General features: G+C 58.4%; 26 protein-coding genes. 22 read left to right on the top strand and 4 right to left on the bottom strand.

Annotated features, from left to right (window positions below; all coding sequences use genetic code 11):
• Nucleotides 1-165: 165 nt before the first annotated feature.
• Nucleotides 166-1,185, bottom strand: a complete 1,020-nt coding sequence (locus Q1A20_RS17985) for a LacI family DNA-binding transcriptional regulator (RefSeq protein WP_299405845.1) — start codon at nucleotides 1,183-1,185, stop codon at nucleotides 166-168.
• Between the two features lie 231 nt (nucleotides 1,186-1,416).
• On the opposite strand from Q1A20_RS17985, the gene Q1A20_RS17980 reads away from it, so the two are divergent.
• The 8 genes from Q1A20_RS17980 to Q1A20_RS17945 are packed head-to-tail and all read left to right on the top strand — an operon-like array spanning nucleotide 1,417 to nucleotide 7,511.
• Nucleotides 1,417-1,755: a TRAP transporter large permease subunit gene (locus tag Q1A20_RS17980; protein WP_367180925.1), complete on the top strand. Its 339-nt coding sequence runs from the start codon at nucleotides 1,417-1,419 to the stop codon at nucleotides 1,753-1,755.
• Between the two features lie 11 nt (nucleotides 1,756-1,766).
• Complete coding sequence (gene hisD, locus Q1A20_RS17975) at nucleotides 1,767-3,074, top strand: histidinol dehydrogenase (protein ID WP_298972590.1); 1,308 nt, start codon at nucleotides 1,767-1,769, stop codon at nucleotides 3,072-3,074.
• Between the two features lie 6 nt (nucleotides 3,075-3,080).
• Nucleotides 3,081-3,833 (top strand): SDR family oxidoreductase, encoded by a 753-nt coding sequence (locus Q1A20_RS17970; RefSeq protein ID WP_299917949.1) that lies wholly within the window; start codon nucleotides 3,081-3,083, stop codon nucleotides 3,831-3,833.
• A complete protein-coding gene (locus Q1A20_RS17965) occupies nucleotides 3,830-4,846 on the top strand; it encodes an alcohol dehydrogenase catalytic domain-containing protein (protein WP_299917947.1) in 1,017 nt (338 codons plus the stop codon). The genes Q1A20_RS17970 and Q1A20_RS17965 overlap by 4 nt, the downstream gene beginning before the upstream one ends.
• A gap of 41 nt (nucleotides 4,847-4,887) precedes the next feature.
• Entirely contained in the window at nucleotides 4,888-5,292 is a 405-nt protein-coding gene (locus Q1A20_RS17960; protein WP_298972584.1) for a universal stress protein, read from the top strand.
• 53 nt (nucleotides 5,293-5,345) lie between these two features.
• Complete coding sequence (comD, locus tag Q1A20_RS17955) at nucleotides 5,346-5,852, top strand: sulfopyruvate decarboxylase subunit alpha (RefSeq protein ID WP_298972582.1); 507 nt, start codon at nucleotides 5,346-5,348, stop codon at nucleotides 5,850-5,852.
• Nucleotides 5,849-6,403 carry a sulfopyruvate decarboxylase subunit beta gene (gene comE, locus Q1A20_RS17950; RefSeq protein WP_298972580.1) on the top strand — a complete coding sequence of 185 codons (555 nt, stop codon included), beginning with the start codon at nucleotides 5,849-5,851 and terminating at the stop codon, nucleotides 6,401-6,403. Before comD ends, comE begins: the two co-directional genes overlap by 4 nt.
• A gap of 4 nt (nucleotides 6,404-6,407) precedes the next feature.
• Nucleotides 6,408-7,511 carry an alpha-hydroxy acid oxidase gene (locus tag Q1A20_RS17945; protein WP_299917944.1) on the top strand — a complete coding sequence of 368 codons (1,104 nt, stop codon included), beginning with the start codon at nucleotides 6,408-6,410 and terminating at the stop codon, nucleotides 7,509-7,511.
• Between the two features lie 9 nt (nucleotides 7,512-7,520).
• Here the strand turns inward: Q1A20_RS17945 and Q1A20_RS17940 are convergent, their stop codons facing one another.
• Both Q1A20_RS17940 and Q1A20_RS17935 read right to left on the bottom strand, forming a co-directional pair.
• Complete coding sequence (locus tag Q1A20_RS17940; RefSeq protein ID WP_299917942.1) at nucleotides 7,521-8,138, bottom strand: SGNH/GDSL hydrolase family protein; 618 nt, start codon at nucleotides 8,136-8,138, stop codon at nucleotides 7,521-7,523.
• A gap of 362 nt (nucleotides 8,139-8,500) precedes the next feature.
• Nucleotides 8,501-9,493: an AraC family transcriptional regulator gene (locus tag Q1A20_RS17935; RefSeq protein WP_299405865.1), complete on the bottom strand. Its 993-nt coding sequence runs from the start codon at nucleotides 9,491-9,493 to the stop codon at nucleotides 8,501-8,503.
• A 153-nt stretch (nucleotides 9,494-9,646) separates the two neighbouring features.
• On the opposite strand from Q1A20_RS17935, the gene Q1A20_RS17930 reads away from it, so the two are divergent.
• The 6 genes from Q1A20_RS17930 to Q1A20_RS17905 all read left to right on the top strand — a co-directional run bounded on the left by Q1A20_RS17930 (nucleotide 9,647) and on the right by Q1A20_RS17905 (nucleotide 15,685).
• Entirely contained in the window at nucleotides 9,647-10,087 is a 441-nt protein-coding gene (locus Q1A20_RS17930; protein ID WP_299917940.1) for a cupin domain-containing protein, read from the top strand.
• A 16-nt stretch (nucleotides 10,088-10,103) separates the two neighbouring features.
• The gene (locus Q1A20_RS17925; protein ID WP_299917963.1) at nucleotides 10,104-11,591 is read left to right on the top strand and encodes an NAD(P)/FAD-dependent oxidoreductase; all 1,488 of its coding nucleotides are present in this window, start codon (nucleotides 10,104-10,106) and stop codon (nucleotides 11,589-11,591) included.
• A 43-nt stretch (nucleotides 11,592-11,634) separates the two neighbouring features.
• Nucleotides 11,635-12,261, top strand: a complete 627-nt coding sequence (locus Q1A20_RS17920) for a hypothetical protein (protein ID WP_299917938.1) — start codon at nucleotides 11,635-11,637, stop codon at nucleotides 12,259-12,261.
• A gap of 22 nt (nucleotides 12,262-12,283) precedes the next feature.
• Complete coding sequence (locus tag Q1A20_RS17915; protein WP_298972564.1) at nucleotides 12,284-12,733, top strand: cupin domain-containing protein; 450 nt, start codon at nucleotides 12,284-12,286, stop codon at nucleotides 12,731-12,733.
• 168 nt (nucleotides 12,734-12,901) lie between these two features.
• Nucleotides 12,902-13,858: a TAXI family TRAP transporter solute-binding subunit gene (locus Q1A20_RS17910; protein ID WP_299917936.1), complete on the top strand. Its 957-nt coding sequence runs from the start codon at nucleotides 12,902-12,904 to the stop codon at nucleotides 13,856-13,858.
• A gap of 51 nt (nucleotides 13,859-13,909) precedes the next feature.
• Nucleotides 13,910-15,685 (top strand): TRAP transporter fused permease subunit, encoded by a 1,776-nt coding sequence (locus Q1A20_RS17905; RefSeq protein ID WP_299405875.1) that lies wholly within the window; start codon nucleotides 13,910-13,912, stop codon nucleotides 15,683-15,685.
• Between the two features lie 78 nt (nucleotides 15,686-15,763).
• Here the strand turns inward: Q1A20_RS17905 and Q1A20_RS17900 are convergent, their stop codons facing one another.
• The gene (locus Q1A20_RS17900) at nucleotides 15,764-16,642 is read right to left on the bottom strand and encodes a carbohydrate kinase family protein (RefSeq protein ID WP_299405878.1); all 879 of its coding nucleotides are present in this window, start codon (nucleotides 16,640-16,642) and stop codon (nucleotides 15,764-15,766) included.
• A 76-nt stretch (nucleotides 16,643-16,718) separates the two neighbouring features.
• Here Q1A20_RS17900 and Q1A20_RS17895 point away from each other — a divergent pair, with 76 nt between their 5' ends.
• From Q1A20_RS17895 to Q1A20_RS17860, 8 genes are all read left to right on the top strand, one after another.
• Nucleotides 16,719-17,645 carry a dihydrodipicolinate synthase family protein gene (locus tag Q1A20_RS17895; RefSeq protein ID WP_299405880.1) on the top strand — a complete coding sequence of 309 codons (927 nt, stop codon included), beginning with the start codon at nucleotides 16,719-16,721 and terminating at the stop codon, nucleotides 17,643-17,645.
• Nucleotides 17,642-18,313: a GntR family transcriptional regulator gene (locus tag Q1A20_RS17890; protein WP_299405883.1), complete on the top strand. Its 672-nt coding sequence runs from the start codon at nucleotides 17,642-17,644 to the stop codon at nucleotides 18,311-18,313. Before Q1A20_RS17895 ends, Q1A20_RS17890 begins: the two co-directional genes overlap by 4 nt.
• Nucleotides 18,314-18,379: 66 nt before the next feature.
• Nucleotides 18,380-19,369: a TRAP transporter substrate-binding protein DctP gene (gene dctP / locus Q1A20_RS17885; protein ID WP_298972635.1), complete on the top strand. Its 990-nt coding sequence runs from the start codon at nucleotides 18,380-18,382 to the stop codon at nucleotides 19,367-19,369.
• 89 nt (nucleotides 19,370-19,458) lie between these two features.
• A complete protein-coding gene (locus Q1A20_RS17880) occupies nucleotides 19,459-20,010 on the top strand; it encodes a TRAP transporter small permease (RefSeq protein ID WP_299405885.1) in 552 nt (183 codons plus the stop codon).
• Nucleotides 20,007-21,302: a TRAP transporter large permease gene (locus Q1A20_RS17875; RefSeq protein ID WP_299405888.1), complete on the top strand. Its 1,296-nt coding sequence runs from the start codon at nucleotides 20,007-20,009 to the stop codon at nucleotides 21,300-21,302. Before Q1A20_RS17880 ends, Q1A20_RS17875 begins: the two co-directional genes overlap by 4 nt.
• A gap of 199 nt (nucleotides 21,303-21,501) precedes the next feature.
• On the top strand, nucleotides 21,502-22,917 hold the full coding sequence (locus tag Q1A20_RS17870; protein WP_299405890.1) for a sulfotransferase family 2 domain-containing protein: 1,416 nt from the start codon (nucleotides 21,502-21,504) through the stop codon (nucleotides 22,915-22,917).
• Nucleotides 22,918-22,934: 17 nt separating this feature from the next.
• Nucleotides 22,935-23,837 carry a hypothetical protein gene (locus Q1A20_RS17865; RefSeq protein WP_299405893.1) on the top strand — a complete coding sequence of 301 codons (903 nt, stop codon included), beginning with the start codon at nucleotides 22,935-22,937 and terminating at the stop codon, nucleotides 23,835-23,837.
• Nucleotides 23,834-24,673 (top strand): sulfotransferase, encoded by an 840-nt coding sequence (locus tag Q1A20_RS17860; protein WP_299405896.1) that lies wholly within the window; start codon nucleotides 23,834-23,836, stop codon nucleotides 24,671-24,673. Before Q1A20_RS17865 ends, Q1A20_RS17860 begins: the two co-directional genes overlap by 4 nt.
• Nucleotides 24,674-24,733 lie beyond the last annotated feature (60 nt).

The raw sequence follows: 24,733 nt of genomic DNA, 5'->3' as shown, positions 1-24,733 counted from the left end.
CCCTTCAAGGTTCACCTCCATCACCTGCAAAGGCTCCCCCGCAGCAACCGCAACCGCAGCTCGCGTTCTCATCATAACAATGATCTCCTCACATGTTCATTCCGCCCGTCTCAGAGAACGGTCATAGGCCGCGTTGTCAAGCAAAAGCCAAGGCACGGCGCAGCCTCAGACGGGGGGCGGAGCCAGAGAGCCGCGGTGAATGAACTCCGTGTTCAGTTCCACGCTATCAACCTCGGGCGCGCCGCTGAGACGATCCAATAACACGCGGGCCGCCACGCGGCCCATTTCGATTTGGGGCACACGGACCGTCGCAAGCGGCGGCGTCACCACGGACGCCAGCCCTATATCATCGAACCCCACCAGCGAAACGCGGCCGGGTACATCGACGCTCAGATCGCGCGCACGCATCAACGCACCCGCGGCCAGCACGTCATTCCCGCATATGATCGCTGTGGGCGCGGGGTTGGTGCGCATGATTTCCGCGAATGCTTCGGCACCATATTCAATGCGGTATTTTGCTTCCATCACCTGCAGTAACTGGGCCCCCTGCCCGAAATCCGCGATCGCCGCCTGAACACCGTCGTACCGATCCTGCGCCCGGTCGTTGCCTTGGCGCAGGCCACAGATCATCGCAATGCGCCTGTGCCCTTCCGCTAATATCCGGGATGTCGCATCATAGGCGGCCTGCCGGTTATCAAAGCCGACAAAAGTGCGCCCCGGATCCTGCCTGAAACACCACGACAGCACATGCGGCACGCCGCGTTTTTTCAGAAAATCCTGCGTCGCCTGCGGACGCGCGCTGCCGATCAGGAGCAAGCCATCAGCACCATGCCCGACCAGCGCCTTGATCTGGCGCAACTCATGTTCGGGGTCATAACCGGTGCTCGCCACCAGCAGATTGACACCAGCCTCCGAAAGCACCTCCTGGAACGCCTGTACGCCGCTGGCAAACATCGCATTGGCCATGCTGGGGATGATCGCGCCCACGGTGTTCGTGCGGCTGAGCGCCAATACCCGCCCGCCAAAATGCGGTGTGTAGCCCAGCGCATCAATTGCCGCTTCAATCTTTTCGCGCGTGGGTTTTGAAACCTTGTCAGGATCGTTGAGCGCCCGCGAAATACTCGCGGTGGAAACGCCCGCCATGCGCGCGACATCTTCGAGAGTTGGAGCGGTGCTCTTATTCATCTGCGAAATATATCGCCCCTTTGGCTCAAAGGCTCGTGCTTTCTTTAAGGCCAGTTTTTGCATGGCAATCCCCGCGGATCGTAAGCGCTTGCAAGAATCAATGTAAGCGCTTACACGGCTTTAACGACCCCCTTTTTTGAATCGAATCCGTGGTCAGTTTCCAAACCTGATAGGGAATGACAATGCACAACACAGACTGCCAATTTTGGCCACACCGGTTGCCTTGTTTCGGTGTTTTGCAAAGGCTGCTGCGGGCGATTTCTGGAACGGGTGCTTTTTGCCAGGTGCAATTCGTGCCTGACCTGCGGACCGATCTTGAAACCTTCTGCAAATGAGGTCCGCATGACCGATTTCCAGTTCCGCATCAAGAAGGTCACCGGATTGGGTGCGGGCACAATCGTACCGCCGCTTGGCCTGAACCGCTTTGTGATAACTGGTCTTACAGACACATCGCTTCTGAAGATTGCCAGCCGGGCCGTCCCGTTTGTAATCTTCTTATCACTGACTGTGCTGATGATTGCCGATGTAACGACTGTTTCACCACTTCTTCTAGACGACATCTATGAATAGGAACCTCTTCAATGGCTCGTGAGTACCTCAAAAAAGCTGCCAAAACGGCGATGACAGACGCCGGTGACGTGCGTGAAACCGTGCAAAACATCCTCAACGACATTGAGGCGGGCGGCGATGCCGCAGCACTGAAATACGCTGAAAAATTCGATAATTACCAAGGCAGTATTATCCTCAACGAGGAGGAAATCGCAGCCGCCTCGGTCTTGGTGTCGCAAAAGCTCAAAGACGATATCGCCTTTGCCCATGACAATGTGCGCAGGTTTGCCGAGACCCAGAAATCGACCATGAGCGACGTAGAGCTTGAAGTGGTTCCAGGCTTGATCGCGGGGCAAAAAGCGATCCCCTGTCGCGCTGCGGGATGCTATGTGCCGGGGGGACGCTACAGCCACATCGCCAGCGCCATCATGACTGTGACCACCGCCAAGGTGGCCGGATGCCAGCACATCACCGCCTGCTCACCGCCCCGCCCCGGCGTCGGGATCAACCCTGCCATTATTTATGCTGCCAATCTCTGCGGGGCGGATAATATCCTGTCGATGGGCGGCGTGCAGGGCGTTGCGGCCATGACCTTTGGCCTCTTTGGCCTGCCCAAGGCGGATATTCTTGTGGGGCCCGGCAACCAATTTGTGGCCGAGGCCAAGCGCATCCTCTTTGGCCGCGTCGGCATCGACATGATTGCAGGACCCACCGACAGCCTGATCCTCGCCGACAAGGACGCCGATCCCTTCATCGCGGCCACGGACCTCGTAGGTCAAGCGGAGCATGGCTATAATTCGCCAGTCTGGTTGGTGACGGACAGCCGCGCGCTGGCTGAAAAAGTGATGGAAATCGTACCGGGGCTGATCGCAGATTTGCCGGAACTGAACCGCGCCAATGCCGAAGCCGCCTGGCGCGACTATGCCGAAGTCATTGTTTGCGCGGACCGCGAAGAAATGGCCGCCTGCTCAGACGACTATGCCCCCGAGCACCTGACCGTGCAGGCCGCGGATCTGCCCTGGTGGCTGGAGCGGCTGCAGTGCTACGGCTCGCTGTTTTTGGGCGAAGAAACCACTGTGGCCTTCGGCGATAAGGCATCCGGCACCAATCATGTGCTGCCCACCTCGCAATCGGCGAAATATACCGGCGGTCTGTCGGTGCATAAATACATGAAAATCGTCACTTGGCAGCGCGCAACGCGCGAGGGGTCGAAACCGATTGCCGAGGCCACCGCGCGCATCTCCCGTCTTGAGGGCATGGAAGGTCACGCACGCTCAGCAGATGCGCGGCTGCACAAGTACTTCCCGAAAGAGAACTTTGACCTTTCCGCCAATGATTGACGTGACATGAACCAGCTCTTTGATGTGACGGGTAAAACCGTTTGCGTGACCGGGGCCAGCAGTGGCCTTGGCAGGCAGGCCGCAAGCCTGCTGGCCGGTGCCGGGGCGCGCGTCATCGGGCTGGCGCGGCGCGCTGACGCCCTCGCGGCCTGGCGCGAAAACACGCCCGGCGAGACGGCGAGCCTGACAGCGGACCTCTCGGATCGCAACAGTTTGCAGGACATCGCACGCGACGCGGCGCAACCCTTCGGGGCCATCGATATTCTGATCAATGCCGCCGGGATCAATACCCGTCAAAGCGCGGATGATGTGACCGATGCAGGCTGGGATGTGACGCTGAACCTCAACCTCGCGGCCCCGTTCTTTCTGGCGCAGACCATGGTGCACGCGATGAAGAAAAACGGATGGGGTCGGATCGTCAACTTTGCCTCGCTCCAGTCGCGTCGTGCTTTTCCCGGCGGCATCAGCTACGGTGCCTCCAAGGGGGGTGTTGAGCAGATGACACGCGCCATGGCCGAGGCCTGGTCACGGGATGGCATTACCGCCAACGCACTTGCGCCGGGGTTTTTCCGCACCGAGCTGACGGGGCCGGTTTTTGCCGATCCGGTGCTGGCGCAACGCAATGCCGATCAGACCTGTATTGGCCGCAATGGCGAGCCTGTCGATCTGGATGGTCCACTGATGTTCTTCTGCTCTGACGCCTCGGCCTATGTGACCGGGCAAACCCTGTTTGTGGATGGAGGCTTCACCGCCAAATGAAGGCATTGATCTACACCGACGTCGAGGTCCTGACCTACATGGACCGCCCGATGCCTGAACCACAGGATGGCGAGGCGCTGGTGCGCATCATGTCCTCCGGCATCTGCGGCTCCGATATGCATGCTTATCTGGGACATGACGCACGCCGCCCCACGCCGCTGACGCTTGGTCACGAGGCCGCAGGTGTGATCGCGGGCGGTCCTGAGGACGGGCGCCGCGTGACCATTAACCCGCTGGTGGCCTGCCAGACCTGTAACTTCTGCAGGACGTCGCGCGAAAACCTCTGCCCCAATCGCCAGATCATTTCGATGATGCCGCGCGAAGGCGCCTTTGCGGATTATGTCGCGATGCCACTGCGCAATCTGGTCGCGGTGCCCGATCACGTGACCCTGTCTCAGGCCGCGCTTGCAGAACCCATTGCCTGCGGCTGGCACGCGGTACGGCTGGGCCGTGCCGTTCTAGGGGGGGATCTGTCGGGCATGCGCTGTGCCGTCATCGGGGGCGGTGCCATTGGCGTTGGTGCCGCGTTATCGCTTTATGCACAGGGCGCGCGCGACATCACGGTCATCGAGCCCAATGCGGTGCGGCGTGAACGGCTTGCCGATGTTGCCGGGTTTGACACCTGCGCCCCGGGGGGCGATGGCATGCCCGCAGATGGCACCGTCGACATGGTGATCGATGGCGTGGGCTATGCCGCGACGCGGGAAGCCTGCAGCGCTTTGGCGCGCGCGGGCGGCGTGATCGCGCATATCGGTCTGGGCGAAGCCACCGGCGGGTTGGATGTCCGGCGCATGACGCTGCAGGAGATCACCTTCATCGGCACCTACACCTATACCGCCGCAGATTTCGAGGCGACGGCAGCGGCCATCTTTGACGGCAGTCTCGGGGCTCTCGATTGGGTGGAAGAACGCCCGCTTGCCGAAGGCCACCGCGCCTTCAAGGACATTCGGGCAGGCCTGGTGGCCGCGCCCAAAATTATTCTCACACCGGATCACACGACCGCCGGACCCTAGGCCAGATCAGCCGGGGCCGCGCAGATAGGAAAGGACCTGAAATGCACAAGAAAATCATCGTTTCACTCGCTCTGGATCACGGTATCAGCGCAGAAGCGCTGGCCATGGCGCGCCACCTGCGCGGTGAAGATGGCGAGATCATCGCGGTTCACGTTTATGAAACCCCACCCGGCATGGCGAATGCCTATTTGCCTGAAGACGCTGTTAAAAACGCTTTTCAGACCGCAAAAACCAAGCTGGAAGAAAAAGTCGCCGAAGCGGGCGATGTGGATGCCGTTATTCTGCAAGGGCACCCGGGTCGCGCTATCGTCGATTATGCCACAGAAATCGATGCGGATTGCATCATCATGGGCTCCCACAAGCCTGGTCTGAGCGACTACTTCCTAGGCTCGACGTCATCCCGGGTCGTGCGTCACGCGCCATGCTCGGTTTATGTGATGCGTTAAATATAGCCTGTAAAATACTGAATTATAATACTTTCACCACAAGGAGTGCCTAGGTGTCCATCAATACCAGAATCGTGGATGACTTCGTTGCCAATGGCATCGAATTTGTCACCACCGTGCCATGCAAACAGCTGGCCGGCGTCATCGATGAAATCGAGGCGCGCGAGGAGATTTATCATATCCCCTCCAACAAGGAAGACGAGGGCATGGGGCTCTGCGCCGGGGCATTCATGGGAGGCAAGCGGCCTGCTATTATCATGCAGAATACTGCCATCGGCGTGACCATCAACACGCTGGCGACCCTGACCCAATTCTATCGCATGCCGTTGCCGATGCTGATCTCATACCGGGGGGAGCTGCGCGAACCTGTGGCTTGTCAGGTGGAAATGGCCGTTCACACCAAGGCGCTGCTGCAACAGATGCTGATCCCCACCTACCACTTCCACAAGGAGTCGGATGCGGAGGAGTTGGACGCGATTCTGAAATACACCTTTATGTGCAACAAACCTGTGGCGATCCTGACGGATGCGTCTTTCTGGGGAGGCTACGGCGACCAATGATCCGTTCTGAAATCCTGCGCGATATCGCGCCAATCCTGCGTGACCACCTTGTTGTCTGTAACATCGGCCTGCCCAGCCAAGAGCTGCATATGATCGACGATCAGCCGACGAATTTTTATATGCTCGGCACCATGGGTTTGTCCTCCTCCATCGGTCTGGGCGTGGCTCTGGCACAAGACAAAACCGTCATTTCCATCGATGGGGACGGCTCCGTTCTGACCAACCTCGGCACCCTGCCGACGATCGCGAATAACGTGGCCGACAACTACATCCTGCTGATCATCGACAATGGTAGCTATGGATCCACGGGAGACCAGCCCACCTATGCGGGCAAGAAAACCAAGCTGGAGAACGTCGCTTCAGCCTGTGGCTGCGAGAATGTCGTGACCTGCGACGCGAAAGACACTGGTAAAGCCTTGCAAGCGGCCATCGACAGTAAAAAGATGACCGTGATTGTCAGCAAATGTGAGAGCGGCAACATCAAGTTGCCGGTTATCACGATGGACCCCGTCGTGATCCGCGACCGCTTCATGAAGTCCGTTCAGGCCTGAGGTTTTGGGCGCAAAGGCCATCCATTCCTACAGCGACGCCCGGCGCCTCGCGCGTCGGCGTCTGCCATGGATGGTCTTCGATTATATCGACGGGGCCGCCGGCGAAGGCGTTGCAGAAGCGCGCAACCTGGCGGCCTTGCGCGAGATCGAATTGCAGCCACGGGTATTGGTCAATGTCAAAGATCGCGATTTGACAGTGCCGGTCTTCGATCATGCCGGGCACGTCCCTTTCGGGATCAGCCCGATGGGCATGTGCAATCTGTCAGGCCCCGGTGCCGATCTGATGCTGGCGCGGATGGCCGCAAAACACCAGGTCCCGCATGGCGTGTCGACCGTGGCGTCGACCACCATGGAGGAGATCATAGAGGAAGCCAACGGACACGCGTGGTTCCAGCTCTATTTCAGCGGTGATGGCAGCGGCACAAAGAAACTGGTGGAGCGCGCCAAGGCTGCGGGTTACCGCACGCTGGTCATGACCCTGGACGTGCCCGAGGTCGGACGTCGCCCGCGCGAGCTACGCCGCGGGTTCAAGATGCCATTCCGGATTGGTCCGATGCAGTTCGTTGACTTTGCGCTGCATCCGCGGTGGTCCATTTCAAGCCTGCTGGCGGGCGCACCGGATCTGGCAAATTTCAAGAAAGACGGCTTTGACTTTGACCGCACAGAAAGCCGTGCACTGGCGGATTGGGATTTTCTCAAGCAGTTACGTGACAGTTGGGATGGCAATCTCGTGGCCAAAGGCGTGACCGATGTTGAAGACGCCAAGCGTTTGAAAGCCGAAGGGGTCGATGCCATCCAAGTGTCCAGCCACGGGGGGCGTCAGTTAGATGCAGCCCCCCCGCCGATCCTCGCTTTGGCCCGCATTCGCGCCGCGTTGGGCGCAGATTACCCGTTGTTTTACGATACCGGTCTGCGCTCTGGCGAGGATGTCGTGAAAGCCTATGCGATGGGCGCCAGCTTTGTATTTTTCGGGCGCGCTTTGCAATTTGCCATTGCAGCAGGTGGCGAAGCGGGTTTGGCACAGTATTGGCAGCTCATCACCGAAGAGATCAGTCTGACCCTGGCACAGATGGGGCAAGTCGCCCTGCCCCGAAACGGAATTCTGTAGCGCCTGAGCTTATCGCGCGATGATATTCGCGACACGCATCGCAATTGCACGGCTTGCCTTCTGAGAGGGGTGAATCCGATCCCCCGAATGGTACGACCGGTCACCGTAGGGCACGAGATCCCGCAGCGATACAAAGTGCACGCCAGGGTCCGCCTTGGCCATCCGGGCAATCCGGCTTTCCAACTCATTTCCCTCTTCACGGCAATGCTCGATGATCGAGCCCACACCTGGGCTGCGCAGATAGCCCACATAAATCACTTGCGCGCCGGTTTGCCGCATTTTTTTGACCATGCGGGCAATTTCACCGCTGCTGCCGTCTGCGCTGATCATGCGGTTCATCTTGCTGTCGCAGCGTGAGCATCCACAACCAAGCCAAAGGTCATTGCCGCCACCGTTAAGAACGACCCAGTCCCAATTCCCAGGTGCGTATTGCTTGGAAATGCTGAGACCCATCGCACCCGTAATTGGCAGGTGGTAGAGCACCCGTGCACCAACGACGGAGCGGTCAATGACCGGTTCGTTCAGGATTTGCTCGATGTTGTCCGAAATGCCGCGATCATTGCCTGCATGCCAGGCCATCATGGAATCGCCCATCGCCAGAATGCGAGGAGACTGATCGTGTGGCACATATTCTCCACATCCAACCAGCACGAACATCAAAGCGTACAGTTTAAACAGCAAAAATCTCATTTTTACATCACCCACAGTGTTACCAACAAACATTCGAGCCGTCCGAATGTCCCCCAAGCCTCAAAATAAGGAAGCTCCCTTCAAAACTCGTTAACGCGCCGCAGATTCCTTTGGAAACCGCGCGGTGGGCAGGTGAAAATTACACGCAAGGCTTTGATTTTATTTTACTTTGAAACCCTGTGAGGTTCACAAAACCGACATCCGCGCGGCAGCGTGGTGACCGCAATTGAAGCACTCAGCTTGATGCACGGACCGACGCCGGACCCAGTCAAAACGACCAAACCGCCAATTCAGGAAAATCAATTCATCTGGCTGGGTGAAACACCAAAACGGGATTTGTAGTCGGCCGAAAAACGACCCAGATGAGAAAACCCATTGGCAAACGCGACACTCATAACGCTGGGCCTGTCGCGCTGAACGGTCAGTTGGTAATGCGCCGCATCCAATCGCGCGTTTTTCAACACCCGCATCGGGGTCTGCCCCAAAACCCGTTGGAACCCTTTTTGCAGCGTTCGCACATTCATGCCCGCGTTTTGCGCGATGTCGTTCAACGTGACCGGCTCGGCCAGATTGGCGTGAATAAATTCCACCGCAGCCCGGATCCCTTTTGGCATCGCCCGCCCGTCTGAGCGCTCGATAATATGCGAAATGTTGCTGCGCTGGAGCGTCAGGAGCGCAAGTGCCAGGTCATATTCCACGCGCATTTCCACGCCGCCGATGCCATTTGCAAGCAGTTGCCCGTGTTCGACGGCCCGGGCGCAGGACAAGAGCATGTGCTTGAGCTGCGCCCCACCCGGTTTTGTCAGATCGACCTCCGCATCAAAGCGGATCGGTCCCGGCAAAGCTGTGCCAACAAGCCCGCGCGCGACCTCCGTCAAGTGCTGCTTGTCGATCTGCAAAATCAACTTTCGGCAATCAGCGCGCCAATCCATGTGGGTTTCACGATCCGGGTTGAGGATCGTTGCGGTGTTACGCGTGGCACAAACCTCCGATCCACGGTGACGGACCCGTGCCCGCCCTGACAGCGGAATCTGCAGAAGGTAAAACGACCCCAACATGCCCGGATCAATGGTCACATCCGCGCCGTATTGTAGATAGTTGATCGATACGTGACGGCCTGCCGCGTGGTTGTGATGCACATTCAGGGACGCGTTACGGGGCTGTGCCACCTCCAGCCGGTGATCGCAGAACTTCTGCGCCACCCGGTGACGCGCCTCCTCCAGATCGCCGGTCCGCATGAGCGGGTGGTTGGGCAAATACTCCTGCCCAGCCGTCTGTGCGGTGTCTGTCATGGTCCCTCGCATTAAGGTTCGCAGCCTAGAGAGACGCCGATTTATTTCAAGCCTAAAGCATCTCCACCCAACAAAGGTTCGTTTTTTGGACAATCGAATCGCGCATTTCGACGCAAACTACCCGGATAATCCAAGGACGGGGAGATTCGGGTGATGGACAAAGGTGTGACCAAGGTCGCCGAGGGGCTTGAGGGACATAAATGGAATGTTGTGGGGCAAACCTATGTGCCCAAACTGCTCAGCCATGATGCATTTGTCTGGCACGCGACGCTGCCTGCCGACACATTTGTGCCGCCGCATATTCACTCGACGCAGGACGAATGGATTGTCGTTTTGGAAGGCGCGCTCGAAATCGAATTCCTCGGTGATCTTCATACTGCCGGGCCGGGCGATACCGTGCGTATGCCCAAAGGGGTGGCGCATGGTATCTTCAACCGCTCCGGCGCAGAGGCGAAATGCGTGTTTGGCGTCGCCCCAGCGCGCAAGCTCTTTGACCTCTTCATCCAACTCGACGGCGTGACGGATCCCAGCGAACTGGTGCGATTGTCGGCCTTGCATGAGGTGGATTTCCTGCCGCCCCCGGACGCTGCGTGAAGGGGGTGGTCAGATGATGCCCGTCAGGAAGAAGGTCGCCGTGATTGGCGGCGGGGTCAGTGGTTTGGCCGCAGCCAAGGCATTTGACGCACAAGGCCACCGCGTCGTCGGGTTCGAACGCAGCCACGATTTTGGCGGGGTCTGGGAAGTGTCACGGTCCTACCCGGACGTGCAAACCCAATCGCCAAAGGATCTTTATTGCTACACCGATCATCCCATGCCTGAAAGCTATCCGGAATGGCCAAAGGGACCGCAGGTGCACGCTTATCTGCATTCCTATGCCGCCAAACATAAGATCGCCCGATTGTTTCGGCTGAACACCCGCATCCATACCATGGCGCGACGGGCGGACGGAGAGCCCGGTTGGACGCTGACCATCGAGGCCGCTGGCAAGACATGGACCGAGGATTTTGACTTCGTATCCGTCTGCACCGGCCAGTTTTCGGAAAAGAACATCATCACCCACCCCGGGCAGGACGCCTTTGTCGCCCGCGGCGGTCAGGTGCTGCATTCCTCCGAATACACCGACCCGGCGCTGGTCGCGGGCAAGGATGTGGTTGTGCTGGGCGGGTCGAAATCCGCCACGGATATTGCGGTCAATGCCGTCAACAGCGGCGCGAAATCCGTCCGGCTGGTGTATCTGGAGAACGTCTGGCGGGTGCCCTATTACGTCGGCGGGATCAATTTCAAGAACCTGCTCTACATGCGCGCGCAGGAACAGCAATTCAATCAGTGGGGCAAGAGCCCGCTGCAACGGGTGATTGCCGCGGCTCTCAAACCGCTGGTCTGGGCCAATTTTCGCGGGCTGGAGACGCTGCTGAAACTGCAACTGGGGCTGAAAAAGCACAATATGGTCCCCAAGACCCCGATTGAGAAAGAGGTGTCCTGCTCTGTGCCGATTGTAACACCGGGACTGTTTGAGTGTCTGAACGCGGGGACCATCGTGCCCACCATCGGCACCTTTGAAAGCTACGAGGACGCCGGTCTTAGGCTCAGCACCGGCGAGGTGGTGCCCTGCGACATCGCTATTCTGGCCGTTGGCTGGAAACTCGGTGTGCCCTATCTGCCGCAGGCGTATCAGGATAAGCTGATCGAAGCGGATGGTCAGTACCGGGTCTACCGCCTCGCCGTGAACCCCGATTTGCCGGACATGGGTTTTGTCGGGTTCAATTCCAGTTTTTGCACCGTGCTCTCGGCGGAAATGATCGCCAATTGGCTTGTGCGCTATGCTGATGGGCAATTGGCGCGGCAGCCTACGCCGCAGGAGATGAATGAGAACATCGACATGATGCTGAATTGGAAGCGCACCGAGCGACCGGCGGCCCGGATCTATGGCGGTCTGTGTTCGGCGCCTTTCCATTTCAAACATTTCGATGAGTTGCTGGCCGACATGGGCGCCACGCGGAGAAAGCGCGCCAACCCGCTGGCGGAGCAATTCTCATATCCAAATGCGGCGGCCTACGGCAGTTTTCTCGCCTCCACGCCGCAATACGAGGTGAGCTGACCCGCCGCCCGATACCCGAAAACGCCCCAAAAAGGAGAATACCATGGCCCGCGTCAAAATCTGGTCACCCGATCAAACCGACGACCCTATTATTCAGGAAATCTTCGCTTGGGTGACCGAAATGGAAGGCGATGTGCCAAACCATTTCAATGTGGAGATGAATTTCCCCGAATACCTCAAGGCAAAGCTGGGATCGACCAAAGTGCTGTGGCAGATGGGGGAGTTGTCCTTGCCGGAAATCCAGCACGTGGGCATTCTGGTCTCCAAGGCGAACAAATGCCCCTATTGCACCGCCGCCTTTTGCACCATTCTGAACTACGGGTTAGGCACGGAGGATGATTATGTGCGCGATCTCGCAGCGCAGGGGATCGATGTGGTCGACCCGGGACGCCTACGCACGATCCTGGAATTTGCGCTCAAATCCAATCACAGTGGCGCGGATGTCACGGAGGCCGACATCGAAGGGTTGCGTACCGTTGGGCTGACCGACAAGGGCATCGTGCAACTGGTTCACCTGGTCAGCGACTTTGGTTCTTACAACCGCTTAAATCTGGCTCTGCAAACGGATTACGACTATCAGGACAAATGGCGCGAAGCCGCCTTCAACTGGAAGAACGACGGAAGAGCGCCAGCGGGAGACAACACCCGCGGCGTCCGGGTGCAAGCCTGAATTTTCGAACAAGGAGGATAAAATGAAAGATCTTGAAAAAGGCATTACCGAAAACGGCGTGGGCTATGCTGAAACCACGTGGAATATCCTGGGGCAGACCTATTACCCCAAAGCCATATGCGAGAGCACCTTTGCCTTTGAAACCAATTCGGCGCCGGGCGATTTCGTGCCTGTACACATTCATCCGGGCCAGGATGAATTCATTCTGGTGCAGGAGGGCGAGCTTGATCTGAAGCTCGACGGCGTGTGGAGCAAGGCCCGCGAGGGCGACATTGTGCGTATGCCGCGCGGCATCCCGCACGGGTATTTCAATAAGTCGGACAAGCCCTGTCGCGCGCTCTTCTGGGTCTCCCCGATGGGCAAATTGAAAGACCTTTTCGAGGAATTGCACGACCTCACGGATGTGGAGAAAGTGGTGAAAATCTCGGCTGACCATGACGTGGACTTCCTGCCGCCTGAGGCCAACGACTGAGGTCCCTGTTTCAGGGGCAGCAAGTTGTCGATGCGGGTCGGGAGATCTGGCCTACCCGCATTTCATCGCTCTGCACCAAAAAACACGCGCTCCATCTGCCATCGCATCAAGTCTTGCGCTTTTTCGTGCGAAAGAGGATGTTCCCCCCATAGTGCAGGGAGAAGAGACATGACATTTCTGAAATCCATCAGCGTGATTGCCGCCACGGCCATTGCAATTGGCACGGCGGCCAGCGCTGAAACGCGGGTCACCTATAAATCGGCCAAAGCCGGATCCTCCTATTACCAGATGGCCGTCCAACTGGCCGAAGCCATGAAAGCCGGCACGGGCGGCGATGTTTCGGTCACTGTGGAGGAAAGCCAGGGGTCGGTTCAGAACGTGATGGAAGTGCGGGCGCGCGGGGGCGATTACGTCTTCACCACCCCGCCCGCGCTGATCGGCTTGGCGCAGAACGGCAAGGCGATGTTCGAGGGCAAATCCGATCCGTCCTTCGGCGAGATCCAGGCGCTTTTCCCGATCCCCTCTCTGACCATGCATTTTGTCATGTCCGAGGCCAGCGGTGTGAAAAGCTTTGCCGATATGGAAGGCAAAACCATCCTGCTGGGCAGCGGTTCCTTTGGCGCGCGGGAGGGCGCGAAATATCTGGGGCTCTTTGGTCTGGAGGATAAAGTCACGCTGGCGGATTCCGAACTGTCCAACGCTGTGAACGCCCTGAAAAACGGCCAGATCGACGGGTTCGTCACCGCAGGCTCCTACCCTGCGCCGAATGTCATCGAGGCCGCCGCCTCCACGGGTGTGACCGTGATGTCGCTTGATGCTGATCAGATCGCCCTGACCAAACGCACCCAGCTGACAATCCCCGCGGGTACCTACGCGGGGCAGTCGCAGGACATCACCACAACCTCGCTGCCGGTGGTGGCCTATACAACGGCCAAAATGGACGAGGATACCGCCTATCTGCTGACCAAAACCTATTGGGAAAACAAGGCTGATATGGCCGGTGACGCCGCCTGGTGGGCCGGTGTGTCGGTTGACATGCTCAGCAACATCACCAGCCAGATCCACCCCGGTGCAATTCGCTATTACAAAGAGGTCGGTGCAACCTTAAGCGACGCGCATATGTAACTGACCCGCCATGTCCCGCCCAAGGGGCATGGCGTCCAAAGGCGAGCAGCAATGCAATTTCTCACGGCGCGTCACTGCTGGATCGTTCTTGGCGCGCTCACCTGCGTCTTTCATATCGGGTTGATTTTTTACGGTCTGGTGCCGAACCTCGTGGCGCGTCCGCTGCATATGGCGCTGATCCTGCCGTGGGTTTTTGTCTTTGGGGCAACAACGCGCTTTTCCACCTTCACCGGCAGTGTGATTGCGGCCATCGGGATTGCCGGGTGCATCTGGATCGCCGTCAACCATCAGATGCTGCGCAACCAATATGGTTTTCTTGAGGATGGGTTTCAGGTCACGCTGGCGGTGGTTTTGCTGCTGATCGTGATGGAAGGCGCGCGCCGGATGATCGGCTGGCCCCTGCCACTGGTGGCGCTGGCCGCACTGCTCTATGGGCTCTACGGGCAACACATCCCCGGCGAATTTGGCCATGCCGGCACGCCGCTGCGCAGTTTTCTGGGCACGCTTGTGGTTGCCGAAGGCGGCATCTGGGGCAGCCTGACCGGCGTTTCCGTTGGCGTGGTCGCCATCTTCGTGATTTTTGGCGCGGTGCTGAATGCAGGCGAGGCAGGCCAGGGCTTCATGAATGTCGCATCCGCCGCTGCAGGACGGCTGGTGGGCGGCGCGGCCAAGGTGTCGGTGCTGTCCTCGGCCCTCTTTGGCTCCATCTCCGGATCCGCCTCAGCCAATGTCGCCTCCACTGGGGCCATCACGCTGCCTGCCATGACCAAACTGGGATACCCCAAACGACTGGCCGCCGCAGTGGAGGCTGTGGCGTCTTCCGGAGGACAGATCATGCCGCCGCTCATGGGGGCTGGCGCCTTCGTCATGGTGGAGCTCACCGGAGTGCCTTACGCACAGATCATGCTCGCCGCGCTGCTGCCAGCGATCCTCTATTTCCTTGCGGTCTGGATGGGCATCAACGCCTATGCGCAGCGGTTTGAACTCAAGGCGGTGCCCGCAGATCAACGCCCGACGCGGCGCGCCGTTCTGATCACATCCGCCTTCTTCATGGTGCCTTTCTCCGTCCTGCTGCTGGCCATGTTTGCCTCCGGCTTTACCCCGCAATATGCCGCGGCTCTCGCGATTTTCGCGGCCATTGCCGCCCTGTTTTTCGATGCAACGCCACGCCGCAACGTCGCCCAGGGGTTTGCGCGACTGGGCAATGCCATGCTGACAGCAGGCAAGCAGGTTGCGATGATCGCGGCCATCATCCTCTGCGCCTCCATCATCATTGGCGTTCTGGGCATCACGGGTTTGGGTGTCAAGATCACCTCTGTCATCCTGTCAGGCTCCGGCGGCGCGCTCTGGCCTGCGCTGCTGCTCACGGCCCTCGCCTGCCTGCTTCTGGGCATGGAAGTCCCCACAACCGCGGCCTATGTGATCTGCGTTTCCGTGGCCGGGCCCGCGTTGATCGAACTGGGGCTGGAGCCGTTGCAAGCCCATCTCTTCGTCTTCTGGTTCGCGCTGCTCTCGACGATCACGCCCCCGGTCTGCGGCGCGGTCTTCATCGCGGCCGGCATGATCGGCGAAAACTGGTTGCGCGTCGCAGTGACCGCCATGGCCCTTGGCCTCGGCCTCTACATCATTCCCCTCAGTATGATCGCCAACCCAAGCCTCATTCGGCTCGGACAGGAGCCGTTATGGGCGCTGACCGCATTTCTGCACGTGGGGTTTGGCCTGTCATGCCTGTCATACGCGCTGATCGGCAAAGGATCGGCCCTGCTGCGTCTGGTACTGATTGTTCTGGGGTTTGCAACTACGTTCGCGGGTCTCTTTGCAAATTAGGGTTTGCAAATTCTCTATTAGAGAAACAGGGCGAAAGCCTGTGTCTGAATAGCGATAATGCGGCACCATCCACGCGCTTCACCTTTTCACTGCATCCGTTTCTGCGGCGGTCGGAAAATGTTCTGACCGCACCGGTCGGCTGACCTTGAGGGATGCTGCGGCATTCGCCCATTTGACCGCATCAATCTCCCGTCGCCCCCGCGCCAGAGCCAGCGTGAAAGCCCCGTGCCAGACGTCCCCGGCTCCCAGCGTGTTTTGCACATTGACGGGCACGGCGGGCGCTTCGATCTTCATGCGCCCATCGTGACACAAGACCGAGGACGCACCGCGCGTCACCGCACACCACGTGCCCAGACGCAGGGCCGCCGCCTTGAGCGCCAGCGCATCGCAGGCGCCGATGTAATCCGTCAAACCCTGTTCTGAGAAGATGATATGCGTGGCCAGCCCCAGGGCCTCAGAGGCAATTTTAACCGGGGCTTCAGCATCAACGACACCCGGCTTGCCTGCCCGTTGGGCCGCCTCCAGAATGCGCAACGCCCCATCCGGCCACCGGGTATCAACAAGCGCGGCATCAAAACCAAAAGGCTCCGGCAGATTGATGTCAAAGGCGGAGAAAGCCTGATCCCGGTGATTGATGATTGTCCGATCGCCATTGGGTGTCAGCAGCACCGTGGAGCTTGGCGTGCGCACCCCCGGCAAGACCAGCACATGAGTGCTATCTATCTGGCGTTCATCCATTTTCTTGCGCAGAAAGGTGCCGAACTCATCCCGTCCAACCGCACCGGCAAGGCAGACATCCGCACCCAGACCCGCAATCGCAGAGGCGGCATTCATGGCCCCGCCCCCGGGGATCAGATGCGCCGTCGATGCACGGTTTTTGGTACCCGCCGTAGGGTATTGCGCGACCTCGAAAACCAGATCTACCGCGATCAACCCCGCACAAATAATCCTCGGCATTCCGGTCGCTTCCTTCGTCATCTTGCCCTGGGGCGTGCTAGACTGATCTGTGACATGTTAGATTGACAGTCAGCGTGTGGCCAGCAACAATTCCAACGAGTCGGCCTGTACGATATGTCGAAGAACGGGGGATACGATCAAGCATTTTGGGATCTCAGCCGCACTGCTGACGCCGTTTCAGGCAAACGGCAGCATTGATACCCCGCTTTTATGCGCGCATGCCAATCAATTGCTGGCGCAGGGGGTGCAGGGCGTGACCCTTTTCGGCACCACCGGCGAAGGGGCCTCGATCGGAGAGCAGGAAAGGTCAGCCACCATTGCCGCCGCGATCACAAGCGGCATTGAGAGTGCCCGAATGACGGTGGGTCTCTGTGGCACCGCCATAGATGATATCGTCAGACAGATCCGGCAAAGCGTCGACCTTGGGATCACGGATTTCCTGCTTTTGCCGCCCTTCTACTTCAAGGATGTGGCAGAGGAAGCGCTATGTGATTGGCACCTGCGTCTGTTTGAAGAGGCCGATCCGCGTGCCAGGTTCATTCTCTATCACATACCGCAAATCACCCATGTGCCGCTGTCCCGCGATCTGGTGATGCGATTGCGCCAACACGCCCCGGACAAGGTCATCGCGATCAAGGACAGCTCTGGCGTTTGGGACAACACCCGCGCATTGATTGACAGCGGCGATATTCCGGTTCTGGTCGGCGACGAACGATTGCTGCACAAAGCTGCGGCCCTTGGCGCGGCGGGCTCGATCTGCGGGATGGCCAACCTCTACCCGGACCGCGTGCGCGCAGTGTTCGACACACAGAAAGAGGATAAAAAACTGTCCTCGGAGGTGGATTTGATCGTCTCCGAACCCGTCATCCCCGCCCTGAAACTGGCAATGGCGCAGAACAGCAGCAACACTGCCTGGGAATACATCCGCCCACCCCTGCAAGCTTTGACCGGCACCGCCCGCACAAAGATCCTGACGGCCTATCCTGGAGAGGTTTTCGCATGAGTGCCTCGCCCGACCTGCGCCTGCGGGATCACGCCTACTCCAACTTCACGCAAAAGCTGCTGGCGCGCGACATCAGCCCCGGACAAATCGTGTCGCAACGCGAGTTGGTTGCGCTCACCGGCATGCCACTGGGCGCCATTCGCGAGATGATCCCGCGGTTGGAGGCGGACGGGCTGATCAAAACCGTCCCCAAGCGCGGCCTTCAGGTTCTGTCCATTGACCTTGACCTGGTGCGCAACGCGTTCCAGCTGCGGCACATCATCGAAGGGGAAGCCATCGCGGTCTTTTGCAAGGCCGCGACAACCGAGGAGATCGACCGGCTGACGGCACAGCACCGCGACATTCGTCAGGAGGCCATCGCCCATGTGTCACCGGACGTATTGCAGCGCGCCCAGCAAATCGACTGGGCCTTTCACGACCGGATCATCGACGCGATGGGCAATCCGATCATCTCGGACATTCACCGGGTGAACGCCATAAAAATCAGGCTTATCCGCAATTCCGACACGCGGATGCTGCCGGAATTGGTGGTGCCGGTTCTGGACGAGCATCTGGTCATTTGCGCCGCGCTGAGCGCCCGTGATGAGCCTGCGGCGGTGGCGGCCATTCACACACATATCGAAAGCGCCCGTCGGCGCGCCTTGGGATTACAGGAAGACTTTCGATAAGGCGTCAGCCTTGCGGAAAAGCAAGCGGTTCAAAACCACATTCAAAACGGAGGAGACTTTAACATGATGAATTTGACACGGCGCACCCTGATGGCGCTCACCGCCGCGACACTGGCATTGCCCGCCTACGCGGCTGATCAGATCACGCTGCGCATGTCCACGCCGGCATCGGAAACCGATCAGCGGTCTGTCGCGCTCGCCGAAGTTTTTGCGCCTGCCGTGGCTGAGTTCGCCACCTATGAGCCGCATTACAACGGGTCACTGATCGCACAATCCTCGGAGCTTGAGGCCATTGCGTCCGGCGATCTGGAAATGTCGATTGCCTCGGCGCAGGAGCTGGCGCAGTTCTTCCCCGAATTCTCGATCTTCGCCACCGGCTATGTGCATCAGGACGCGGCGCATCAGGTGGCCGTGTTCAACGATCCGCTGATGGAACCGTTCAAGCAAAAGGCCGAGGATGAGCTGGGCGTGAAGCTGCTGGCGGTCATGTATCTGGGCCGCCGTCATGTGAACCTGCGCCAGACCAAGGATGAACTGACGGTCATGACCCCCGCCGATCTGGCCGGGGTGAACTTGCGGATGCCGGGCACGGATGCCTGGCAGTTTCTGGGTAAGGCCCTCGGGGCAAACCCGACACCGATGTCTTTTACCGAGGTCTACACCGCGCTGCAGACCGGATCGGTTGACGGACAGGACAACCCTCTGCCCACCGTTGTGGATGCTAAATTCTACGAAGTGACCAATCAGATCGCCCTGACCTCGCATTTGGTCGATCTGAACTACGTCGCATTTTCCAAATCGGTCTGGGACGGTCTCACACCTGAACAGCAGGCGACGGTTCAGGCTGCCGCCGAAGCGGCCGCAGAAAGCGGCCGGATGAAACAGTTGGAGAAGGAAGCCAATCTGGTGTCTTTCCTTAAGGAACAGGGGCTTTCGGTCTATGAACCCGATCTCAAAGCCTTCCGCGAGCATGTGCAGGGGCAATACGCGGGATCCGAGCTCGCCGCGAGCTGGCCCGACGGTGTGCTGGACAAGATCAACGCCCTTGGCAACTGATCAGGCAGGGTGGAGGGCGCGTTTTGCGCCCTTCGCCCCGTGATCTGCTCAGCGCCCGCTGAAGATCACAGGCCCGCGCGGAAACATCCATGAAACCCATCACATCCGCCCTCAGTCACTTTGCGCAGGCCGTGGCCGCCTTGATGATGGCGCTTATGTTTCTGACGTTCATTGTGCAAATCACGGTGCGCTATTCCGCCCGTCTGGCATGGCTGCCCGCCCAGTTTCCGTTTCTGGATCCGTCACTTTACGGCTGGACGCTGGAGTTTTGCCTGCTGCTCTGGGTCTGGCTGATCTTCTGGGGCAACGCCTTTGTGGTTCGCGAACGCGATCACGTGACGTTTGATATCCTGTTCCTTTCGGTCCGACCCGCTGTGCGACGCTGGTTCATCATCATTTCCGGGCTGGCAATTTCCATCGGACTGCTAGTCTCAATCGAACCCACCTGGTCAAAATTCTACATTCTGCGCCTGAAGAAGACCGCAACCCTCTCGAGCGTCTTTGGTGACTGGATCCGGATGCGCGACATCTATGCGATTTACATCTTCTTTCTGATCGCCGTTTCCCTGCGCTACGGGTGGGCGGTGTATCGCGCCTTCAGATACGGCGTCGATGACCCCGGCAAAGACACCGATAGATGAGCGCGGAGTTTCTTACCTGCATTGGTCTATTGTTCTTTCTGGCCGGGATCGGCGCGCCCATTGCCTATGCCATTCTGATCGCCTCTCTGGGGTACCTCACGGTCTCTGGCCAAGGCATTGGCATTGCCGGGAAGGTCCTCATGGACGGGCTCTATCAGAGCTTTATCCTGCTGGCGGTGCCGCTCTTCATCGTCGCTGCCAACATCATGAATGCGGGCACGATCAGTGACCGGTTGCTAGGGTTCTGTGTCGCGCTGGTCGGACGGTTCCGCGGTGGGCTTGGGCACGTCAATGTGGTGGCCTCCCTGATCTTTTCCGGCATGTCGGGATCCGCAGTGGCGGATGCAGCAGGGATTGGCAAGATTATCATCGGCATGATGACCAAGAGCGGCCATTACACCCGTGGCTATGCCGCCGCCATCACCGCCGCCTCTGCCACCATCGGCCCCATTATTCCGCCCTCGATCCCCATGGTGCTCTATGCGCTGGTTTCGAACTCTTCCATCGGTTACCTGTTTCTGGGCGGCATCATCCCGGGGCTGATGATGGGACTGGTGCTGATGGCGATGAACACTTTCCTGTCGCACCGCCGCGGGTTCGCGCTGGAAGAGCCTGTGCCTCTGTCGCAACTGCCCGGACGCACGGTCAACGCCTTCCCCGCCCTGCTGATGCCCGCCATTCTGCTCTACGGTATCTACGGTGGTGTCACCACGCCTACGGAAGCCGCCGCCGTGGCCGCCTTCTATGCCCTGCTGCTGGCGGCGCTCTTCTACCGCGCCCTCAGCTTTCGCGCACTTTATGGTATCCTGGTAGAAAGCGCGCGGTCCTCGGCAGCTGTGGGTTTGGTCATCGGCGGCGCGTTGATCCTCAATTTCGTTGTGGCCTCGGAAAACATCCCCAGCCTGCTGGCGGCACGACTGGTCGGGCTCGACATCGACCCACTTCTGTTCTTGCTGGGCGTAAACCTGCTGCTGCTGCTGCTGGGCTGTGTGCTGGATGCCACAACAATCATCCTGGTCATCATTCCGCTCTTCTTGCCGACCTGCCGGGAGCTGGGCATCGATCTTGTGCATTTCGGTGTCGTCGCCGTGGTCAACTGCATGATCGGCCTGATCACCCCGCCCTATGGCATCCTGCTCTTTGTGCTGAACGCTGTCACACGCATCCCGCTGTCCGAAATCATCCGCGAAATCTGGCCCTTTCTGATCGCCCTGCTTCTCGCGCTGATGAGCCTGGTGATCTGGCCCGAACTGGTGCTCTGGCTGCCGCGGCAATTCGGCTACGCAGGGTAAGCAGTGGGGCAGACCATTGCGACGGCGATGGCTGGCCGGGTGCACTGAGGCAAATGAACACGCATTCCGGAAAACCTGAGGGTGTTTTTAATGACACTATGGTTCCACCGGTATGTTTCGGGCATTGTCTGCGAAGCTTTGGAGCAGCAAAATAGCAGCAGGTTGACCATTCCTGCCATCCACAGAAAACAAGGGCGCGATGACGAACTTTATCCTGCGAAACCCTGACGTCGTTTTTATCCACATCCCCAAAACCGGCGGTACCTCTGTGCGAAAAGCTTTAAATGGCGGCATTGTACAACGGTACTTTGGCCACATTCCCGACCGGTATGATGGTCTCTTCCGGTTCACCATCATCCGCGACCCAAGAGAACGCTTTCTCTCTGCGTTTCGCATGTTCAAATACGGCAACATGCTCGAAGGAGATTACTATGCTCAACCGCGCTGGCCCGATCTGACGATAACGACGGCGCTGGATGTCATCGAAGACCCCTGGATTGGATATGACCGCAGTCAAAGGTCCCTGCCCTGGAACCTTAAACACCATATGCTACCCCAAACGCATCCATTCCATTGCCTTTCGGCGGCCAATTTCGTGTTGCGGCTCGAAGATCTGGAGAGTGATTTTGCGCGCTTATGCGCACAGCTGGAAACGTCGGCAGAGCTGCCTAAGCTGCGTGAATCGTTGAAGCATGAGAGCTCAGACGAGGTATGGAGCGCGGCAGATGAGGATCGGTTTCAAGAGATTTTCCGAAATGACTATCAAGAACTGGGGTACGCGCCGGAAGGTGCGCAAGACGTTGACCAGCCTTTAGGCAACAGTTTCGCTGAACCCAGCACATCCGAGCCATCGGTTTTTGGACTTTGGCCTACATATTTTTCTGATCGCAAGGTTTTTTTAGATGCGATTCAGGAGGCTCTGCCCAGTGAGGACTGCGCGCTGGAACCCTTTGTCGATGAGATCATTCCCGGCAAACCAAGCGAAAGCTGGGCTGGCAGATCCAGCGAATTCATGGAGCATTTCCGCCAGCTTCAACCAGAGTTCTGCGGCGCGTCGCGACTATCCCATCTGCTTGCCTGTACCATCGTCGTCCTGCGCAGAGACCCTGAATGCAAGAACGCGATGACGCTCTTCTGGCGCATTCTGGATGAACAATTTGCCGCGATCCAATCTGAGCTTTCGCTCCGCTGGCTTGTCTCGGTATCAGACACCATTGCAGATTACGGGCGCACGGACACGGAGCGCGCAGTCGGGCTGAATGCGAGCATCCTGGCCAACACCACTAAACTGCACGAAAGCGAACTCACCGTCTACTATCCCCAGCGACCATGGCCCCCTAAGAAACGAGTGGCGTCAGGTGGGGCGCTTTTCGACGGAATGCGCACCTTTTGGACAGAAAAAGGCGATATGATCGAAAACATGTTTGAGCGATCCGGCCACGTTGCGGACCTGTCACCAACCGCAGGGAAAGTCTTGACGGAAGTGATTGAACGGCTCAGGAGAGGGCCAACCGTTTATAGAAGGTTCGCCCGGATTTTTGGCAAACCTCAGGTACCTTTGCTGGAAGAGGACACCAAAAAGAGAATGCACCGCATGATGAGAAGGAAACTCTGATGGACGCGCGCAAATAAATGGTAGGCGCCTACAGTCACAGTTTTATTCTCGGGCCCCATACACCACTGTCGCTTCCCTTACAAAGGCTGCTGGCGCGGAACCCCGATCGGCTTTTGGAGGTGGGTGCTGAATTTCCGGCGGCAAAGATGCATCGCGAGGTGCTAAGCAGCATTTTGAAAAGTCCCGCTCATGAACTGGCCACGCCGGCAGCCTATCAATCCTATGTTGATACGGTTCTCGAATATGATGAAACCGAACGCGTGGTCTACAACTACGATGCCTTTATCGGAAGCCGTAAAAACGCGTTGATGGACGGCTTCTTCTATCCGAGCATGGAAACCAAGATTGCGCTGTTGCGGCAATTGACGCTCGGACAGGAAATCGCGCTGTTTCTTTGTATCCGGCATTACACCGCATTTCTTGAAGTCGAATTGCAAAACAACGAGCTATTCGGTGAACTTGTCACGTCTTATCCGGATCAAATCGATTTTTCCTGGACACATTTTATCTGGCGACTTCAGAAAGCATGGCCAGAGGCGTTGCTTGTGATATTGGATGCGGACACGCTACCGCAAAACTGGGCGCCAGTGGTTAGCCTGATCACAGGACATCCAGAAACACATCTCTTTCAAAACATCGGGAAGTATCCAGCCTCCTGCTTGGCCGACGCGGGGCGACGGCCCTATCTCAAATCCATGAAATCCAAAGCGCCCGGCTCCATCACGGAGTGGACAGACAGAACCAGCGCGTTTTTTCAGGAGTTCGGCACTCAGGACGCTATCCTGAGAAAGGTGATCGCCAGTCCCTGGAAACCTGATCAGGTTCAACATTCCAAAGAGAAGTATGACGCGGATATGGTCGCGCTTCGCTCCTTGGAAAATGTGGTTCTGGCACGCGATCTGAATTGGGAGGCACAATGAACGCCGGACGCAAGCCGGAGATCGTCTGCATCGGTGCGCAAAAGGCCGGCACCTCGTGGCTGCATGTAACGCTGTCGGCGCGGTCCGACATCTGGGTACCTCCGTTCAAGGAGCTGCATTTCTTTGACCATAAATTCGTGCAGGAATGTCGCCGCTGGACACCGTGGCACGTCAAAAAGGGTTTAAAAGAAGCACGTGCACGTCACCTTGCCAAAACGGTACCGCCCAATGAGGACTATCTCAACTATCTGAGCCGTTTGGAGGAACGCCCCATTCTGAACGGAACGTGGTACAAGTTCGTGTTTTCACGCGCCGCGCTGGATCAAATGTGTCTGGATGTGACGCCTGAATACTCCTGTATTCCAGACGCGGGGGTCGATTTTTTCAAACGCTTCCTGCCTGAAGCAAAACTGATCTACATCATCAGAAACCCGCTGGACCGGCTGACGTCACAGCTGCGTATGGCAGCACAGCGCAAGAAGGTCCCCCCAACCAGTCAGACCGACTGGAACGAATTGCTGGAGATGCCCGCACTGAAAACACGCGGGGACTACAAGGCAAACGTCGCCCGCTGGGACGCTCGGTTTGCGCCGGATCAGTTGCTGTATTTGCCGTTTGGCAGGATCAGAAAAGACCCGCTTGGCGTTTTGCGGCAAATCGAGAGCCATTGCGGTCTGCCATCGCAAGACTACAAAACCGCGCATCAGCAAGTGCATCAAACGGCACCTATGATCATTCCGGATTTCGTGATCGAGCAGTTGCAAAACGCCACTGCCGAACAAGATCAGTTCCTGCAGGACAGGTTTGGTGCCGACTTCTTTGAGGCGTCTTCTTGAGTGGATTGACACTTCGGCCAGCCAGTCCGTGACCTGCGCGACGCGGCGCCGAGAGCAGCC

Source organism: uncultured Roseobacter sp. (assembly GCF_947501835.1).
Taxonomy (GTDB): domain Bacteria; phylum Pseudomonadota; class Alphaproteobacteria; order Rhodobacterales; family Rhodobacteraceae; genus Roseobacter.
The sequence above is the reverse complement of the archived record's forward strand: the minus strand, read 5'-3'. Positions and strand labels throughout refer to the sequence as shown.

What these genes read in the sequence shown, in the direction of transcription:
- Q1A20_RS17985 (WP_299405845.1), bottom strand. Translation starts at nt 1,185, where the DNA reads ATGAATAAGAGCACCGCTCCAACTCTCGAAGATGTCGCGCGCATGGCG.
- hisD (WP_298972590.1), top strand. Translation starts at nt 1,767, where the DNA reads ATGGCTCGTGAGTACCTCAAAAAAGCTGCCAAAACGGCGATGACAGAC.
- Q1A20_RS17970 (WP_299917949.1), top strand. Translation starts at nt 3,081, where the DNA reads ATGAACCAGCTCTTTGATGTGACGGGTAAAACCGTTTGCGTGACCGGG.
- Q1A20_RS17965 (WP_299917947.1), top strand. Translation starts at nt 3,830, where the DNA reads ATGAAGGCATTGATCTACACCGACGTCGAGGTCCTGACCTACATGGAC.
- Q1A20_RS17960 (WP_298972584.1), top strand. Translation starts at nt 4,888, where the DNA reads ATGCACAAGAAAATCATCGTTTCACTCGCTCTGGATCACGGTATCAGC.
- comE (WP_298972580.1), top strand. Translation starts at nt 5,849, where the DNA reads ATGATCCGTTCTGAAATCCTGCGCGATATCGCGCCAATCCTGCGTGAC.
- Q1A20_RS17935 (WP_299405865.1), bottom strand. Translation starts at nt 9,493, where the DNA reads ATGACAGACACCGCACAGACGGCTGGGCAGGAGTATTTGCCCAACCAC.
- Q1A20_RS17930 (WP_299917940.1), top strand. Translation starts at nt 9,647, where the DNA reads ATGGACAAAGGTGTGACCAAGGTCGCCGAGGGGCTTGAGGGACATAAA.
- Q1A20_RS17925 (WP_299917963.1), top strand. Translation starts at nt 10,104, where the DNA reads ATGCCCGTCAGGAAGAAGGTCGCCGTGATTGGCGGCGGGGTCAGTGGT.
- Q1A20_RS17920 (WP_299917938.1), top strand. Translation starts at nt 11,635, where the DNA reads ATGGCCCGCGTCAAAATCTGGTCACCCGATCAAACCGACGACCCTATT.
- Q1A20_RS17915 (WP_298972564.1), top strand. Translation starts at nt 12,284, where the DNA reads ATGAAAGATCTTGAAAAAGGCATTACCGAAAACGGCGTGGGCTATGCT.
- Q1A20_RS17910 (WP_299917936.1), top strand. Translation starts at nt 12,902, where the DNA reads ATGACATTTCTGAAATCCATCAGCGTGATTGCCGCCACGGCCATTGCA.
- Q1A20_RS17905 (WP_299405875.1), top strand. Translation starts at nt 13,910, where the DNA reads ATGCAATTTCTCACGGCGCGTCACTGCTGGATCGTTCTTGGCGCGCTC.
- Q1A20_RS17900 (WP_299405878.1), bottom strand. Translation starts at nt 16,642, where the DNA reads ATGCCGAGGATTATTTGTGCGGGGTTGATCGCGGTAGATCTGGTTTTC.
- Q1A20_RS17890 (WP_299405883.1), top strand. Translation starts at nt 17,642, where the DNA reads ATGAGTGCCTCGCCCGACCTGCGCCTGCGGGATCACGCCTACTCCAAC.
- dctP (WP_298972635.1), top strand. Translation starts at nt 18,380, where the DNA reads ATGAATTTGACACGGCGCACCCTGATGGCGCTCACCGCCGCGACACTG.
- Q1A20_RS17880 (WP_299405885.1), top strand. Translation starts at nt 19,459, where the DNA reads ATGAAACCCATCACATCCGCCCTCAGTCACTTTGCGCAGGCCGTGGCC.
- Q1A20_RS17875 (WP_299405888.1), top strand. Translation starts at nt 20,007, where the DNA reads ATGAGCGCGGAGTTTCTTACCTGCATTGGTCTATTGTTCTTTCTGGCC.
- Q1A20_RS17870 (WP_299405890.1), top strand. Translation starts at nt 21,502, where the DNA reads ATGACGAACTTTATCCTGCGAAACCCTGACGTCGTTTTTATCCACATC.
- Q1A20_RS17865 (WP_299405893.1), top strand. Translation starts at nt 22,935, where the DNA reads ATGGTAGGCGCCTACAGTCACAGTTTTATTCTCGGGCCCCATACACCA.
- Q1A20_RS17860 (WP_299405896.1), top strand. Translation starts at nt 23,834, where the DNA reads ATGAACGCCGGACGCAAGCCGGAGATCGTCTGCATCGGTGCGCAAAAG.